The organism is Nocardia sp. NPDC005745 (assembly GCF_040630775.1).
Classification (GTDB): Bacteria; Actinomycetota; Actinomycetes; order Mycobacteriales; family Mycobacteriaceae; genus Nocardia.
Map to the genome: position 1 here is coordinate 111165 of NZ_JBEXYF010000011.1, position 16340 is coordinate 127504.

Sequence of the window (16340 nt, forward strand, 5' to 3'; positions counted from 1 at the left end):
TCACACCCGGCGGCCGACGCTGTAGCTCGCGGCTCGATCGCGCACCGTCAGCAGGTAGCTGCGCGACTGGTTGTAGGTGAGCAACGCGCGCTGCCAACCGTGCTCGGAGGTGAGATCGCCGCCGCTGGCGCACAGGTACCTGGCGGCGGTCAGCGCGGCGTCGTCGATGTTCTGCGGATCCGCGGTCGCGTCTCCGTTGGCGTCGACGCCCCAGCGCTTCCAGGTCTCCGGGATGAACTGCAGCGGGCCGACGGCGCGGTCGTGCACCGGATCGCCGTCGAGTGCGCCGCGGTCGGTGTCCTCGACCAGCGCGACGCCGGGTGAGCCGTCCAGCGGGATGCCGATGATCGGCGGGCGGATCGAGCCGTCATCGCCGAGCCGCGCACCGCGATGGGTGCCGTGCCCGCTCTCCACGCTCGCGATGCCGGCCAATGTCGTCCACGCGATGCCGCAGTCGGGGCGGGCCCTGGTCATCACGGCCGCCGCGTAGCCGTACGCCTCCAGGGCGACCGGCGGGATGCCGAGCCGCCCGGCCTGCTCGCCTGCCCAGCCGCGCAACTGGACGGCCGTGCGGCCGGGAGCGTCCAGGTCGATCACGGGCAGCGGCGCCCCTGGTCCGGGCGGAATGCCCTCCGGGATCGGGGTGCGGTCGATCCCGCAACCGGCGAGCCCGAGAATCACCACGACGGCGGCCGAGACGCCGGTCTTTCGCAACACCCCTTCCATGATCCAGGTGACGGCTCGTGCCTGCGGCAAGCCGGTGACGGAGCCCACGGCGTGTCGGCCGTGCGCATGACCCGCGGCGGTTCAGACGAGCAACTCGTTGGTCGCGTTGTGGGTCGGCGCGGCGAGAACGGTTCCGGTGTGACCCGATTCGGCGATCCGCCCCTGATCGAGGACCAGCAGACCGGGACAGTATTCGGCGACCAAGGCCATGTCGTGGGTGATGATCAGCAGGGCGGTGTCGCGTTCGGCCCGGATCCGGTCCAGCAGTGCCATGATCGCGGACGCGGTGGTGTGGTCCAGTGCCGAGGTGATCTCGTCGCACAGGAGCACGGCGGGTTCGGCGGCGAGGGCGCGCGCCAGGGCCACGCGCTGGCGTTGTCCGCCGGACAGCTCGTGCGGGTAGCGGGTGGCCAGATCGGCGGACAGTTCGACAGCGGCGAGCAGTTCGGTGACCCGCCGCGCGAGGTCCCGGCGCGCTACGCGCCCGATCCGCCGCAGCGGACGGCCGAGCGTCTGCGCGATGGTGCGGCGCGGGTTGAGCGCGGAGCGAGGGTTCTGGGTGACCAACTGAATGCCGCCCGCGCCGTATCGGATTCGCCTGTTCGCGCCCACGACGATCGGGTTCCCGCGCAACTCCAGTGATCCGGTCGCCGAACGGTGCAACCCCGCGATGACGCGCGCCAGAGTGGTCTTGCCCGCGCCCGACGCGCCGACGACCGCGAGCGCCGAACCCGCTTCGAGCGCGAAATCGATGTCGGCGAGCACCTGGTGTCCGTCGATCGAGGCGTTGATCCCCTCGGCGCGCAGCGCGAGGTCCGGCGGTCGATCGTCCGTCGCGACGACAACGGAGGACGTGTGACCGTTGCTCGTCGGCTCACTTTCGTCCGCCTGCTTCGGCTTGTCGCGTCGAACGGCCACACCGTTGGGCGGCCGACCGGCGGGCCGTGACGAAGAGGTCGGACCGGTGCGTTGCTCGCGTCCGCCCGCCGCCGCGGTTCGTGCCGGATCGGGGCCGCCGGGCCGCGACCATCCGCTGTCGGGCACCGGCGCGAGTTCGGCCCGGCCACCGACCGCCATGGCGCCGACCGGATCAGCGGACGTGGCGGTCGACGGGCCCGGTGCGGACCCGGTCACCACACCGGATGTTCTCGCTGCCGAAGCGGTCGTACGAACCGGAGGCACGGATACCTGAGGCACCACACCGAGTTCGACGATGTCGTCGGCGATCGAGTGCACGAGGGCGGTGTCGTGACCGGACAGCAGGATCGCCGTCGACCGCTCACGGGCGAGCGCCGCGAGCTGTCCGGCGATGTCGGTGCGCAGCGCGCCGTGCAGCCCGGCGAGCGGCTCGTCGAGCACCAGCACTCCGGTGCGGCGGATCAGCGCTCTGGCGAGGGCGACGCGGCGCTGCTGGCCGCCCGAGAGTTCACCGGGACGGCGGCGCAGGTAATCCGGCGAGAGGCCGACGAGCGCCAGCGTTTCGGTCAGCGTTGACTCCGACACCTTGGGCGACACCTCACGCAGCAGAGCGCGTACGCGTAACAGCGGGTTCAGCGCGGATCCCGGATCCTGTCCGACGTAGGCGATGTGCCGCCGCCGAAATCGTCGCAGCGCCGCAGGATCGAGCATGAGCACGTCGTGACCGGCAACCGACGCCGAACCTGTCGCTCGCGCCGAGGCGGAGGGCAGCTGTCCGAGCAGAGCCCGCATCACCGTCGTCTTACCCGAACCGGAAGGACCGGTAAGCGCCGTCACCGTTCCCGCCGGTATGCGGAACGTCGCGGGACCCGCCAAGTTCCGCCCGTCCCGGTCGAGCACGGTCAGGTCATCGACCGCGACGAGATCGCCGGTCACCCGTCCGGCATCATCCGCCCGCACCGTCCGGCCGTCCCGCACCGTCACGTTCACGTTCATTCCCGCTCCCCTCGCCCCAACGCCGAGACCGCCAGGTTCACGCTCACCGCGACGATCGCGATGGCGAGGCTCGGGGCCAGCACGGCCCATGGATTGAGCAGCATGCCGGAAGTGTTCTCGCGCACCATGACCGCCCAGTTTGTCGCGCCGAGCGTCGTGGGCAGTTGCAGGAAGGACGCCGTGCTCACGAGATAGACCCCAGCCACGAAACGCAGCCCGAGCTGGGTCGTCGACACCTCGCGCAGATTCGGGATCACCTCCCGGAACACCAGGTGCGTCAGTGACTCACCGGCGGCCCGCGCGCTCTCGACATATCCGGATGCCGCGACCCCGGCAGCGGCGGCGGTGAAGATCCGCGCGCAATAGGGGACGCCGAACAGCAGCGCCAGAACGATCAGGCCCCAGGTGCCTGCGTCGGGCCACGAGGTCAGCACGAGCAGGATCCCCAGCACCGCGGGCAGCAGGATGAACAGGTCGGTGCCCAGTTCGATCCACTCGCCGATCCGCGGGCGCAGCGCCGCGACCGCGCCGAGGACACACGACACCCCGGTCACCGTCACCGCGATGATCCCGGCCACCAACAGCAGTCCCCAACCGCCGTACAGCAGTTGGCTGAGCACGTCGCGGCCCAGCCGGTCGGTGCCCAGCGGCGCGCCCGCGCCGGGATCGCCGAACGGGATGCCGATCGCTTGCTCCGCCGGGTGCGGCGCCAGCGTCGGGCCCAGCACCGCCAGCAGGGTGACCAGCAGCGCCGGCGCGACCGTCAGACGGCCGAGCCGTCGCCGCGCCGGACTCGCGACCTCGGAGGAGGGCTTCATCGCCACCCCCGCAACGACCAGCTGCGGATGCCGTCGGCGGCGGCCAGCATGATCATGATGATCACCCCGGACAGCGCGACCACCGCGGCGACCACCGAGGTGTCCCGATCGGCCACCGAGCCGGCCAGGACCGCACCGAGACCGGGGTAATTGAAGACGGTCTCCACCACCAGGGCCCCGCCGAGCAGCATCCCCACCGTTGTGGCGAAGCTGGCGACGATGGTCGGCAGCGCGAACGGCAGCACGTGCCGAATCAGCACCGTCCGGCTCGAAATCCCGTCCAGCACCGCGCTTTCCACGTGCGGCGCCAGCGCGGCGTCGGCCAGGGCGGCACGCACCACCCTGGTGTTCCAGCCGGCCTGAGGCAGTGCGAGCGCGAGCACCGGCAGCACCAGCATTTCGGGCCCGGCGGGCATCCCGGAACGGCCGGTGATGGTGACCGCGGGCAGCCACCCGAGCGCCAGCGCGAACACCAGGATCAGCAGCGTGGAGATCACGAACTCGGGAACCGCCACGGCGGTGGTCGTCGTCGGCTGCAACACGCGCGCGGCCACGCTGCCCGGACGCGTCGCCCACCACGCGCCGAGCGCGAGCGACGCGAGCACGGTCACCGCGAGGGCGAGCCCACCGAGCAGCAGCGTCGGCGGGAACTTGTCGACGAGCAGGTCGTTGACCGGCCGTCCGCGCGCGGTACGCCCGAAATCACCGGTCACAACGCCGGAGATCCAGTGCCAGAACCGCACCGTCAGGGGGCGGTCCAGTCCGAGTTCGTGTTCTTTGGCCGCGATCTGCTCCGGCGTCGCCTCCCGGCCGAGCACGGCGCGGGCGGTGTTGCCCGGCAGCAGGTCCACGGCGACGAAGACGCAGGCCAGTAGCGTCACCAGCAGGATGACGCGCCGGAGCAGGAGTCGCGCGAAGGAGATCACCCGGCCAGCCAGACCCTTTCCAATTGGACGCGGGCGAAGCCGCCGAGCGTCGGCAGGTCGCGCACCCGGGACGCGGCGATGTCGATACCGTCGGCCATGCCCCAGACCAGGTATCCGCCGCGCTCGTACTGGATGCGCTGTAGTTCCTTGGCGGCCTGCCGATATTCCTCGTCGCTGTGCGCGCCGAGCGCTTTCGCCGTGGCCGCGTCGAACGCCGTGTCCTTGAAGGCGGTCTCGTTGCGATTCGATCCGCCCGCCAGCAACTTGCTCGCGAAGAAGAGCGTGGAATCGTTCGTGCCCCAGGAGATCGTGTACAGCGGCGCCTTCAGCCAGGTCTGGTCGTAGAAGGCGTTCGGCTCCTGGGTGACCACGTCCAGCCGCACACCGATCTCGGCGAGCTGGGTGGCGATCACCTTCGCCGACTCGACCTCACCGGGCGCCTCGGCCTTGGTGACGAACGGATAGCCGCGCCCGGTATCGAAATTCGCCTCGCGCAGCAGCGCCTTCGCGCGGTCGACGTCGCGGGTGCGCTGGGCGAGAGAGGTGTCGTAGAGCGGGTCGCCGGTGCCGAGGACGTCGTTGGCCACTGTTCCGTATCCGGAGTGCACCTGGTTGACCAGAGCTGTGCGGTCGACGCCGAGCCGCAGAGCGGTGCGCACCCGCGGGTCGGCGAACGGCCCGTCGGAGGTGCGCATGGCGACGCCGACCACCGTGTCGTTCGCGCGGCGCACGACTGTCAGATCACCGCGGCCCTCGGCGGTGCGTCCCGCGATGGCGCCGACGTTCGAGGCGAGGTCGATCTGCCCGCCGAGCACCGCGTTGCTCAGCGCGGTCACGCTTTCGAACATGGTGACCTCGATGGCGTCCAGCGTCGGTGGCCCGCCGTGCCACTGCTCGTTGCGCACCAGCCGGGCGTTGCCGCCCTGATAGGACTCCAACCGGAACGGTCCGCTGCCGACCGCCTTGGTGAAATCGGTGCTGTCCTTCTTCACCGTGAAGGTCATCAGCCGGACCAGCAGCGGCAGTTGGTTATTCGGCTCGGGCACCGTGAGGATGACGCGGTTGGGCCCGTCGGCGGTGATGTCCTCCACGGCCACCGGCATTTTCGACGCGCCGCCGACCCCGCGCAGCCTGCGCAGCGACCACACGACATCCTCGGAGGTCACCGGTGATCCGTCGTGGAAGGTCGCATTCTCGGCGAGGGTGAAACTCCAGCGCCGCCGATCGGCATCCGGCTCCCAGCGAGTGGCCAAGCGCGGCACGACATTCGGGTTACCGCCCGGCACGGTGAGGGCGTCGTACACCAGGGAGGCGATCAGGAAGTCGCTGTCGTTGCTGAGGTTGGCGTGTGGGTCGCGTTCGGTGCGAGCCGCGGTGCCGAGCGCGCCCACCCGCAGCGTGCCGCCGCGCCGCGCGGGGCCGGACGAGTCCGCGCCGTCGGAACAGGCGGCTACCAGCAACACCGCCCCCGCCCCGAGACTCGACCGCAGCAGTTGCCGTCGATTCAAAACCATTGCGCTGCCCTCATTCCTGAACCGAACCCACCTCGGTGCCGCCCACCCAGTGTATTGATCAGGACAGGCTAGCCTAATGGATTGCGCGACTCGCCGATTCCGGCACCGAAACGGCAGCGCAAGGGCGTACCGCCCGCAAACTCCCGAATCGAGCGCGAGCGCACCCGCCGACCGCCGGCCCGGACCGAAGCGTGGTTATACGATCCGGCTATTTTTCGCCGACTCGCTTAGGTAAGCCTTGCTTCACTAAGGCGGAAGGGATACCTTCGCATAAAGAACGTGACCCCTGCTTTTCGAACCGATGCGAAGAAGGGACCCTTGGTGAAAGGCGTTCTCTCCGAACGTAAGACGCTTCACCCACAAGACCTCGAACGACGTGAGATGTCCGCGGAGGCGGGCCGGGCGGTGCGGGAGCTCGCCAGAGCGATATCCGCCACACTCGATCACACGCTCACCGATCCGGCCACCGCCGCGCGCACCCTCACGGACCCGGCGATCATCGAACGGATCGATGCGGGCGCCGCGGAACTCCCGACCGAGGTGCGCGATGCCATGCGCCCGCCGGCCACCGCGGCAGGCGCCGCGGTTGTAGGACGTCTTCCGTTGGTGGACAACGAATTCGGGCCCACTCCGCCGAGCTGGCGCGAGGCGGCGAGCTGGAGCGGCGATCCGGTGCGTCGCGCACGTTCGTTCGAACTCGACCTGGTCATGCTCTTGCTCGCGCGCAGTACGGGTGAGCCGTTCGGCTGGCAGGGGCAGCAGGGCGGACGGTTGGTCAACAACATCGTTCCCGCGGCCGGTCACGAATACGAACAGTCCGGCGCCAGTAGCGAAGTGCTGCTGAGCCCGCACACCGAGGACGCCTTCCATCCGCAACGCGCCCACATACTGATGCTCGGCTGCCTACGCAATCCGGACCTGGTGGGCACCACCGTGTCGTCGGCGCGCCGGATCGAACTCACCACCGAGCAGCGCGCATTGCTCAGCACTCCCGTCCTGCCGATCCTGCCCGACGTATCCTACGGCGACGGACACGAAACCTACTCTGCCGCAGCGATTCCGACGCTGTGGAGCGCTGCAGGCCCCGACCGGCAGACACTGCGCTACGACCCCGCATACACTCCGCTCGCCGAGGCGGACGCCGAATTCCGGGCAGCCTACGAACAACTCGCCGCCGAACTCGAACGCGTCTGCGTGACCGCCACGCTGTCCCCCGGTGAGTTGTTGTTGGTGGACAACGATGTCGCCGTGCACGGCCGGGTACCGTTCACCGCGCGATACGACGGCACCGACCGATGGCTCAAGCGAGTGAACATCCGGCTTCCGGAACGACAGCGGCGGGCCGAGGAAGCCGACGAGAATGGCTACGGGCAACAAACCGTGGCCCCGTTCCGGACGGCGGACACCCCGCCGGTCGCGAGCGGCACTCATGAGCGGGATGCAGTACGACATGATCGAGGACCCCTTGAGCACGCGTGACCGAAGCACACCTTTGCGGGTGCTGAGCCGCAGCGACCTCGCCGACGTGCCGATCACACCGGCCGCGGTGGTGCGCGCGGTGGAGGAGGCGTATCTCGCCTTCGCGGCGGGCGATTCGGACAACCCGCGCAAACTCAGCGTCGCGAACCCGGACGGCTGGTCGGTCGCCTACGCCATGCTCGGCCGGGACGGCCGCAGGCGCGTGGTGGCGATGAAGACCTCCTACAAGTTCGACCCCGGCCACGATCGCAGTACCAAGCGGTACTACACGACCATCACGCTCTACGACGACAGCACCGGTGCGCCGATCGCGATGATGGACTGCGCCCGGGTCGGCGCGTTGCGCACGCCCGCGGTCTCGGCGCTGCTGGTGCGCGAGACGATCCGGCGCGGCGCGGAGAGTGTGCTGCTGATCGGTACCGGCACCCAGGGCCGCAACGCCCTGCCGCATCTGCTCGCCGCCAACCCGCAGCTGCGCAAGCTGATGGTCTACGGCACCCACCCGGAGGGGCTGGAAGCCGTGCACCGCGGGCTCGCCGAGCATCATCCGCACGCCCTGCTCGAGACCGTGACCGATCCCCGCGCCGCGGCGGCCACGGCCGATGTCGTGCTGGCCACCGCGGGCCCGGCCACCGAGGTGGCGCTCGAATCCGAGGATCTGGCACCCGGTTCGGTGGCGGTGCTGGTCGGCTACGGACTCGCGCCATCGACGCTGGCGGATGCCGATCGCGTGATCGCGACCAGCGCCGAGCAGATGGCGCTGACCGGCACCGACATGGCAGGGCCGGACGGCACGCTGCGCGCGGTGGACGCCGAGCTGCCACAGATCCTGAATCGCCGTGCGGTGGCGCGCCGCTCGGACGACGAACGCGTCTTCGTCTACAACAGCGGACTGGTGCTGACCGACATCGCGGTGGCCCACGCGCTGGCCGAGCGGGCGATCGCGGAGGGCCGCGGTACGGAGGTGCCGCTGTGGGACTAGCGCACGGAGGCACGCGGTGGGACTAGAACAGTCGAGTATCGCCGTGGAGCCGGGGGCCGACGCGAACGCGCACGAGTCGATCAGCGCGTCACCGATGCCCGCGCATCTGGACCCATGGGAGCGCCGCCTGCTCGCCGATCCGAACCTGCTCGGTGACCTGTCTTTCGCGATGGGCGGCCCGTTCCATGTGATGTATCCGGCACGGGTCGGCCACAACATCCGGGCCTTCCGCGCCGCTTTCACTCGCGCCGGAGTGCACGGAACGATCTACTACGGCAAGAAGGCGAACAAGGCCGCTTGTGTGGCGCGCGCGTGCGCGGAACACGGCGCGGGCGTCGACGTCGCCAGCGTCGGCGAGTTGACCGCCGCGCTGGCGCAGGGCGTGCGCGGCCCCGACCTCATGGTGACCGGCCCGGCCAAGGCGGACGACCTGCTGTGGCTGGCCGCCCGGCACGGTTCGCTGATCGCCGTGGACGACCTCGGCGAACTCGAGCGGCTCGCCGCGCTCACGTCTGCCGGGGAGCCCGCGCGCGTGCTGCTTCGCGTGCTGCCCGCCGCCTCGGCCAGCCGATTCGGCATGACATCCGGCGAAATCGAGGACGCGCTGGCGCTGTGCGGCGCTCGCGCATCGATCCGGCTGGAAGGTTTCAGTTTTCACCTGTCCGGCTACGACGCGGTCGCGCGGGCGGAATTGGCGGGCGAGCTGATCGCCCGCTGCCTGCACGCGCGCACACTGGGGCATCCGGCCACCACCGTCTCGATCGGCGGGGGCTTCGGCGTCGACTACGTTCCGGCGGACGCCGCCCTGGAGTTCGCCGCGGGGATGGGCAGGCAGTGGTTCCACTCCGGGAAGTCCTTCGATTCGTACTACCCGTACCACTTTCCGGTGCCCGGCGCGGCCATGCTCACACAGATCCTGGACCACGCCGATCTCGCCGGGCGACTGCGCGACAACGCCGTGCGCCTGGCGATCGAACCGGGCCGCGCGCTGCTCGCGCACGCGGGCTGCACCGTCTTCCGCGTCCAGGGCGGCAAGACCAGGCACGCGCACGGCAAGCCCTACCGATTGCTCACCGTCGACGGCACCAGTCTCAGCCTCTCGGAGCAATGGTTCGACAGCGAGTACCTGCCCGATCCGGTGCTGTGGCCCGCGCGCCCCGGCACCGTGACGCCGACGTGCGTCGGTGCGGCCAGCTGTCTGGATTCCGACATGCTGAGCTGGCGCCGGGTGCCGCTGCCGCGCCCCGCCGAGGTCGGCGACCTGCTGATCTACCCGAATACCGCGGGCTATCAAATGGATTCGAACGAGTCCGCCTTCCACGAACTGCCCATCCCACCGAAAGTCGTGCTGCACGACGCACCCGGCGAGCGCTTCCGCTGGACCCGCGACGGTAGCTGACCCCGACTTCCCGACCAGAACCAGGAGACATCAATGCCGCTCGTCACGCGCGTGACGGATCTGATCGGTCGCACGCCGCTGTTCGAGCTCGCGGCCACCGCGACGGGCACCCGCCTGCTGCTCAAACTCGAGCAGTTCAACCCGACCGGCGCGGCCAAGATCAGAATGGCGCGCGAAATGGTGCTCGATGCCGAGCGTCGCGGTTTGCTGCGCAGTGGCGGACATATCATCGAGTCCACGTCCGGCAACACCGGGCTCGGCCTGGCGGTAGTCGCCGCCGAACGTGGGTATCGCTTCACCGCAGTGGTCGACCATCACGCATGTAAGGACAAACTGCGCGCGATGCGGGCAATGGGTGCGGAACTCGTGTACGTCGCCGACGAGGGCGACGACAATCTCGCCACCTCGGCACGGGAGGACCTGGCCGAGGCGATGGCGGCCGAGCGCGCCGACGCGTTCTTCACCGAGCAGCACAACAACGACGCCAACGCCGTGGGCTACTACCCGGTGGCGGAGGAATTGCTCGAGGACGTCGAGCGGGTCGACATCCTGCTGTCCGCGGTGGGAACCGGAGGTTCGCTGTTCGGCACCGCGACCCGGCTGCGCCAGCTCGGCTGCCCGCCCTACGTGATCGGCGTCGAGCCGGTCGGTTCGATCGCCTTCGGCGGGCCCGGCGGCCCGTACTGGCAGTCGGGCACCGGCACCCCGCCGGGCGCCACCATCGGCACCGCCGTCGACTATTCGCTGCTGGACGAGGGCGTGAAGGTCTCCGACGTGGCGGCCTTCGCGACCGCCAGGGCGGTGGCGGCCGAGCTCGGCCTGATGATCGGCGGGTCGGCGGGCGGTTCGGTGCACGCCGGGCTGACCCGGCTCGAGGAGTTCCCGCCGGGCTCGACCGTGGTCACCATCGTCTGCGACGGCGGGGAGAAATACCTGGACACCGTGTTCGACGACGACTGGATGAACGAGCGCGACCTGCTCGACGCCGACGCCGAACACGAGGTCGCGGAACTGCTGCGGCGCTACACGCCCGCTGCCAGGAACACGCTGGTGCAAGCGCGGTGAGGTCCGGTCGCTCGTACCGCATGACGTTGCGCCCGCGCGGGACCGCGCTCCCGCCTTCCGCGAAGGAGAACCGGTGATCGTGACGAGTTTCCACGGCGACGGCGGGCGGCTCACCGCGCTCGCGACGCCGATCGCGCTGACCCAGCTGGCCCAGATCGCGGTGTCCACCACCAACATCGCGCTGATGGGCACGCTCGGCGTGCGGCAGGTGGCCGCCGGCGGCCTGGCGATCGTGCTGTTCAACCAGATCCGCACCATGTGCGTCGGTTTGATCACCGGCAGCGGCAACCAGATCGCCACCGCCGTGAGCGCGGCAGGCAAACGCGGCGATTCGCCGGATCCGGAGATCCGCGACCTGCTGCGGTCGAGCTTCGCGATCGCCACGGTCGCGGGCCTGCTCGGCGGCGCGGTGCTGATCGGGCTGGGCTGGGTGCTGCCGTGGCTCGGGCAGGACCCGGGCGTGCTCGCCGACGCCCGTCCCCTGCTGGTGGCGCTCGCACCGGGCCTGCTGCCCTGCCTGTGGTTCCAGGTGCTGCGCCAATACACGGTCGGCATGCAGCGCCCGCAGGCGCTGTTGCTGGTGACGCTCGGCTCGGTGGCGCTGAACCTGCTGCTGGCCCTCGGCTTCATCCACGGCAAGGGCGGGCTGCCCGAGCTCGGGCTGACCGGTATCGGCGTCGCGACCTCGCTCGTCTTCCTGATCACCTTCGGCGTGTTCTGGGCGATGGTGTGGCGTGACGAGGAACTCGGCCGCACCCTGCCCGTGACGCCGTTGCCGGTCCGGCCGAGCACCGTGCGCGCCGAGCTGAAACTCGGCACGCCGATCGCGTTGACCTACGGCTCCGAGGCGGGCATGTTCTCGGTGCTCGCCCTCGTCATGGGCAGCATCGGCCCCGCGGCGCTGGCCGCCCACAACGTCGTCTACCAGATCATCTACATCGTCTTCCAAGTCGCGATCGGCCTGTCGCACGGTGCGTCGATCCTGGTCAGCCACGCGGTCGCGCGCGACGAGCACTCGCACGCACGCGCGCTGGCGTGGCTCGCGCTGCGGCACGCCGCGGTGATCGCGGCGGTGACCGGCGCGGTGTACGTGGTCGCCCCCGATCTGGTGCTGCGCCCCTTCCTGGATTCCTCGGACACCGACACCATCCGGGTCGCGCACACCCTGCTGCTGATCGGCATCGTGCTCCAGTTCTTCGACGCCGCCCAGAACATCGGCAACGGTTTGCTGCGCGGGCTGAAGGCGACCAACGCGGGCTTCCGGCTCTCCTTGATCGGCTATTGGGGCGTGGGCCTGCCCGTCGCCCTGCTGCTGGCCTACCCCGCGGGTCTCGGCGCGGCGGGCGTCTGGTGGGGCCTCACCGCGGGCCTGGCCACCACCGCCGTCCTCATGCTGCGCCGCTACTTCGCGTTGCTCGGCGAGCGGGAACGCGACCGGCCCCGCCTGCTCCCGGAAACCCTCACCACGCCGAGTTGATCCGGCCGCGAGCGCTCCTTACGCCACCTACGGGCCGGGGAAGGGGGCGCTCGCGATCGCAGCGGCCGCCTCGGACCGGACAAGCGACCGCACGGCGGATGGCAGATCGTTTCCGGCTGCGGCAGTCCTGGTCCCCGGGAGCGCAAGATTCGTTCCGGCACCGGCAGTCCCAGAGGGCCGCGGTTCCCGGCCGGAAGCGAGCCGAGCACCGTCGCAGGAAGCGACGCGCCGTCCGAACGAGGGGCCGGCAAGTTCGGCTGACCACGGCCACGGGAGGCGGAGCCTCGCGTAACGTTGAATCGTCGTCGGCCGGTCCGGGATGACGTGCGGGCGGGATCGGGAGGTGCCAGGTGCTGAGCGTGTTCTCCTCGCCGGGACATTATGTGCAGGGCCGGGATGCCACCGCCGCGCTCGGCGCGGAGATGACGCGGCTCGGGATCGGCGGTCCGGTGCTGATCGTGGCCGGATCGAGCGCCTTCCGGCTGCTCGCCGACACCTGGGAACGCTCGCTGACCGACGCGAAGATCGCCTATTCCATCCATCTGTCCGGCGGGGAATGCAGCAGGACGGAGATCGCGCGGATCGCCGACGCCGTCGAACAGTCCGGCGGCACGGTGGTCCTCGGCGCGGGCGGCGGCAAGGTGCTCGACGCGGCGCGCGCGGTCGCCGACGATCTCGACCTGCCGATGATCAGCTGCCCCAGCACCGCCTCCAGCGACGCGCCGTGCAGCGCGCTGTCGGTGATCTACACCGATGCGGGCGAGTTCGAGGCGTATCAGCTGGTCCGGCGGAATCCGGCGCTGGTGCTGGTGGACACCTCGGTGGTCGCGCAGGCCCCCGCCCGGCTGCTCGCCGCGGGTATGGGTGACGCCTTGGCCACCTGGTTCGAGGCGCGCACATGCAGCGCCGCCCAGGTGCGCAATATGCGCGGCGGGGCCTCCACGCGCAGTGCCACCGCCTTGGCCGAACTCTGCTACCGCACCCTGCTCGCCGACGGAGCGCAGGCGCTGACCGCAGTCCGCTCGCGCAGCGTCACACCCGCGCTGGAGCGCGTCGTCGAAGCCAACACGCTGCTGTCCGGGCTCGGCTTCGAATCGTCGGGGCTGGCCGCGGCGCACGCCGTGCACAACGGTCTCACCGCCGCCGCGCGGACGCGCCCGTTCCTGCACGGCGAGAAGGTGGCCTTCGGCACCGTCACCCAGCTGGTGCTCGAGGGCGCGCCCGCGTCCGAGATCGGCACGGTGCTCGATTTCTGCGCCGAGGTGGGCTTGCCGACCACGCTCGCCACACTCGGTCTGGACGACGCCGACGACGAGACGCTGTGGGCCATCGCGAAGCGGGCGACCGCCGCAGGCGAGACCATCCACAACGAACCCTTCACGGTGGACGCCGCGATGGTGGTGGACGCCCTGCGCACCGCCGACGCGCTCGGCCGGTGACCAATCCCACACCGGCTGGCGTTTCCCCAGCGTTCGACACCGAAAACTCACCTTCCCGCAAGCGTGTCTTCATCGAACGTCGGGAAACCTGTCCGTAACCGACGCTATCGTGGCGACGGAGCCAAGCCAATGGCGGGCAAACCGCCAGGAGGAGTTCGGTCCGGTGTCCATCACCAGAGTCGCGGAGTATCCGCGTCCGGATCACGTGTTGTTCCACTTCAGCGACACACATCTCATCGCGGGCGACGACCCCTTGTACGGTGATGTCGACGCCGACCTGCGGTTACGGCAACTGCTCGAGCAGGCCGCGGCCAGCCGGATCCGGCCGACCGCGATCGTGTTCACCGGCGACCTCACCGATCGGGGCGAGCCCGCCGCGTATTCCAAGCTGAAGTCGATCATCGAGCCGTTCGCTAGAAGTTTGCAAGCGCCCATTGTGTGGGTGACCGGCAACCACGACGACCGCGCCGCCCTGCGCGCCCGCCTGCTCGGCGAGTACCCCACGACTTCCCCGCTGGATCGAGTGCACCTGATCGACGGGCTGCGTGTCATCGCCCTGGACACTTCGGTCCCCGGGCACCACCACGGCGAGATCTCCGACGGCCAGCTGGAGTGGCTGCGCTCGGTGCTGGCCGAGCCCGCTCCCTTCGGCACCATCCTGGCCATGCACCACCCGCCGGTGCCGTGCGTGGTCGACCTCGCCGTCACCGTGGAACTGCGCGATCAGCGCAGACTGGCCGACGTGCTGGACGGCAGCGACGTGCGCGCCATCCTCGCGGGACACCTGCACTTCTCCACCAGCGCGACCTTCGCGGGCATCCCGGTCTCGGTGGCGTCGGCCACCTGCTACAGCCAGGATCTCGGTGTGGCGCAGGGCGGCCTGCGCGGCCGGGACGGCGCGCAGGCCTTCAACTACGTGCACATCTACCCGGACACCGTGGTGCACTCGGTGGTGCCCATCGAACGCGGCCGCACGGTCGGCGTTCCCGCGACGCCGGAGGAGGCGCAGCGGCGGCTGGCCGAGGAGGGCATCGTGATCCCGCCCGCCGGGCGCATCCCGCACGTCATGCGGCGCCCTGCGTCGACTCCGGAAGCGGATGACGAGGCGGTGTGCTGAACCGCTCCCACGGCGCGGGCTCCGGGTAGTACGCGGCGAGGAACTCCGAGACGATCCGCACCCGCTCCGACTCGGCGACCTCAGGGAAACTGCCGTCGTTGAGGCAGAAGAAGTCGATGTCACGCCTGCGCGCCAGCCCGTCGAGCAAGGTCAGTCCGCGGTAGCTGGTGGTGTCGACGTAGCGCACCTTCGCCGCCTCCTGCGGCACCGCGCGCCCGGTCAGCATGGCGTAGTAGTGGTATAGCGAATTGGTGACCGAGATGTCGGTGGCCGCCCGGAACCGGCTCGCGCTGGTGCGCGCGAAGTCCCCGGCGAATTCCTCTTCCATCTCCAGCAGCACGCTGCGCCGCAACGGCACCGGCGTGTGCTCCAGGTGCCGGGTGATGACATGACCGAAGCGATCGGCCAGCAGCGCCCGGTTCACCCGCGCGGCGTTCTCGAAACCGCTGCGCCGCTCGTCGCTGTGCCCCGGACCGATCCTGAGGTCCGCTTCGATGAACCGGCTCACGCCGCCCGGCGTGAAGAACATCGACGGACGCACCGGCCGCGCGAAGAACATGTCGTCGTTGGAGTACAGGAAGTGCTCGCTGAGCCCGTCGATGTGCTGCAACTGGCATTCCACCGCGTGCGAGTTGAACACCGGCAAACCGCTGACGTCGCGGAAGTGGTCCACCGCCCGCACCACGGTCACCTTCGGGTGCGCGGTCAGCCAGTGCGGCGGCGTGGAGTCGGTCGCGATGAAGATCCTGCGGATCCACGGCGCGTTCTTGTGCACCGACCGCAGGGCGTACTTCAACTCGTCGATCTGCCGGATCCTGGCGTCCGCGTCGTCGCCCTCGCCGACCACGACCTGGGCGAGCATCCCGGCGCGGCGGGCACGGAATTCCGGATCGGAGCCGTCCACCCAGGAGAACACCAGGTCGATGTCGAAACCGACGTCGTCGGTCTGCGGCGCGAACATGTCCACCAGGGTGGGCCAGGTCCGGTCGAACAGCCGCACCTGCGTGCGCTGGACGTCGGCGACGTCGAAGACCGTCCGGGTCAGCGCGTTCGGGCGCGGACAGGTCACCGTGTCACCGTGGTACTCCCACAGTTCCAGCTCGACGTGATGCGCCGGATCATGGTCGCGACCGAGCCGGAAGACGTTGTGCTGCACCTCGACGCAGGTGAATCCGGCCGAGATCGCCGCGGCGGTCACCCGGCGCACCATCAGGCGGTGCGCCGCGTCCGCCGCGAGCACGAGCCGGTGCTCGCCGTCGCGTACGAGCAGGAACGGCACCTCGGCGGCCGCCAGCTCCGCGCGCAGATACCCGAGATCCGCGATCGTCGCGGCCGACACGGCGAAGTTGCTCGCCATGAGCCGCGTCACCATTTCCACAGCCCCCGAATCCACTGCTCCCCTGTCCACCATGACTGTCTCCACATCCGTCGATCCACCGGTTTCGATATGTCCGGGGCACCGCGCCGAGCCGCGAGTCCACCGA

General features: G+C 70.1%; 13 protein-coding genes. 7 read left to right on the forward strand and 6 right to left on the reverse strand.

The window, feature by feature from the left end; all coding sequences use genetic code 11:
* The 5 genes from ABZ420_RS14425 to ABZ420_RS14445 all read right to left on the reverse strand — a co-directional run bounded on the left by ABZ420_RS14425 (window position 1) and on the right by ABZ420_RS14445 (window position 5898).
* Entirely contained in the window at window positions 1–726 is a 726-nt protein-coding gene (locus tag ABZ420_RS14425; protein WP_357122123.1) for a lytic transglycosylase domain-containing protein, read from the reverse strand.
* 81 nt (window positions 727–807) lie between these two features.
* Window positions 808–2640, reverse strand: coding sequence for an ATP-binding cassette domain-containing protein (locus ABZ420_RS14430; protein WP_357121894.1), 1833 nt, complete (start codon window positions 2638–2640; stop codon window positions 808–810).
* Entirely contained in the window at window positions 2637–3458 is an 822-nt protein-coding gene (locus ABZ420_RS14435) for an ABC transporter permease subunit (protein ID WP_357121896.1), read from the reverse strand. The genes ABZ420_RS14430 and ABZ420_RS14435 overlap by 4 nt, the downstream gene beginning before the upstream one ends.
* Window positions 3455–4384, reverse strand: a complete 930-nt coding sequence (locus ABZ420_RS14440) for an ABC transporter permease (RefSeq protein ID WP_357121899.1) — start codon at window positions 4382–4384, stop codon at window positions 3455–3457. The genes ABZ420_RS14435 and ABZ420_RS14440 overlap by 4 nt, the downstream gene beginning before the upstream one ends.
* The gene (locus ABZ420_RS14445) at window positions 4381–5898 is read right to left on the reverse strand and encodes an ABC transporter substrate-binding protein (protein ID WP_357121902.1); all 1518 of its coding nucleotides are present in this window, start codon (window positions 5896–5898) and stop codon (window positions 4381–4383) included. The genes ABZ420_RS14440 and ABZ420_RS14445 overlap by 4 nt, the downstream gene beginning before the upstream one ends.
* A 381-nt stretch (window positions 5899–6279) precedes the next feature.
* Here ABZ420_RS14445 and ABZ420_RS14450 point away from each other — a divergent pair, with 381 nt between their 5' ends.
* The 7 genes from ABZ420_RS14450 (at window position 6280) to ABZ420_RS14480 (ending at window position 14856) form a co-directional block, all read left to right on the forward strand.
* Complete coding sequence (locus tag ABZ420_RS14450) at window positions 6280–7377, forward strand: TauD/TfdA family dioxygenase (RefSeq protein ID WP_357121905.1); 1098 nt, start codon at window positions 6280–6282, stop codon at window positions 7375–7377.
* Complete coding sequence (locus tag ABZ420_RS14455; RefSeq protein ID WP_357122126.1) at window positions 7349–8359, forward strand: ornithine cyclodeaminase family protein; 1011 nt, start codon at window positions 7349–7351, stop codon at window positions 8357–8359. Before ABZ420_RS14450 ends, ABZ420_RS14455 begins: the two co-directional genes overlap by 29 nt.
* Window positions 8360–8375: 16 nt before the next feature.
* Entirely contained in the window at window positions 8376–9758 is a 1383-nt protein-coding gene (locus ABZ420_RS14460; protein WP_357121908.1) for an alanine racemase, read from the forward strand.
* 33 nt (window positions 9759–9791) lie between these two features.
* A complete protein-coding gene (locus ABZ420_RS14465) occupies window positions 9792–10823 on the forward strand; it encodes a cysteine synthase family protein (protein WP_357121911.1) in 1032 nt (343 codons plus the stop codon).
* 73 nt (window positions 10824–10896) lie between these two features.
* Window positions 10897–12300, forward strand: coding sequence for an MATE family efflux transporter (locus ABZ420_RS14470; protein ID WP_357121914.1), 1404 nt, complete (start codon window positions 10897–10899; stop codon window positions 12298–12300).
* A 350-nt stretch (window positions 12301–12650) separates the two neighbouring features.
* Window positions 12651–13739, forward strand: a complete 1089-nt coding sequence (locus tag ABZ420_RS14475) for a glycerol dehydrogenase (RefSeq protein ID WP_357121917.1) — start codon at window positions 12651–12653, stop codon at window positions 13737–13739.
* Between the two features lie 163 nt (window positions 13740–13902).
* Window positions 13903–14856 carry a phosphodiesterase gene (locus tag ABZ420_RS14480; protein WP_357121920.1) on the forward strand — a complete coding sequence of 318 codons (954 nt, stop codon included), beginning with the start codon at window positions 13903–13905 and terminating at the stop codon, window positions 14854–14856.
* On the opposite strand, the gene ABZ420_RS14485 is transcribed toward ABZ420_RS14480, so the two are convergent.
* Window positions 14804–16228: a stealth family protein gene (locus tag ABZ420_RS14485; RefSeq protein WP_357122128.1), complete on the reverse strand. Its 1425-nt coding sequence runs from the start codon at window positions 16226–16228 to the stop codon at window positions 14804–14806. The two genes, ABZ420_RS14480 and ABZ420_RS14485, sit on opposite strands and share 53 nt — an antisense overlap.
* Window positions 16229–16340 lie beyond the last annotated feature (112 nt).

Bases quoted from the DNA above. Each gene is read 5' to 3' on its own strand.
- ABZ420_RS14425 (WP_357122123.1), bottom strand. From the start codon at position 726: ATGGAAGGGGTGTTGCGAAAGACCGGCGTCTCGGCCGCCGTCGTGGTG.
- ABZ420_RS14430 (WP_357121894.1), bottom strand. From the start codon at position 2,640: ATGAACGTGAACGTGACGGTGCGGGACGGCCGGACGGTGCGGGCGGAT.
- ABZ420_RS14435 (WP_357121896.1), bottom strand. From the start codon at position 3,458: ATGAAGCCCTCCTCCGAGGTCGCGAGTCCGGCGCGGCGACGGCTCGGC.
- ABZ420_RS14445 (WP_357121902.1), bottom strand. From the start codon at position 5,898: ATGGTTTTGAATCGACGGCAACTGCTGCGGTCGAGTCTCGGGGCGGGG.
- ABZ420_RS14450 (WP_357121905.1), top strand. From the start codon at position 6,280: ATGTCCGCGGAGGCGGGCCGGGCGGTGCGGGAGCTCGCCAGAGCGATA.
- ABZ420_RS14455 (WP_357122126.1), top strand. From the start codon at position 7,349: ATGATCGAGGACCCCTTGAGCACGCGTGACCGAAGCACACCTTTGCGG.
- ABZ420_RS14465 (WP_357121911.1), top strand. From the start codon at position 9,792: ATGCCGCTCGTCACGCGCGTGACGGATCTGATCGGTCGCACGCCGCTG.
- ABZ420_RS14485 (WP_357122128.1), bottom strand. From the start codon at position 16,228: ATGGTGACGCGGCTCATGGCGAGCAACTTCGCCGTGTCGGCCGCGACG.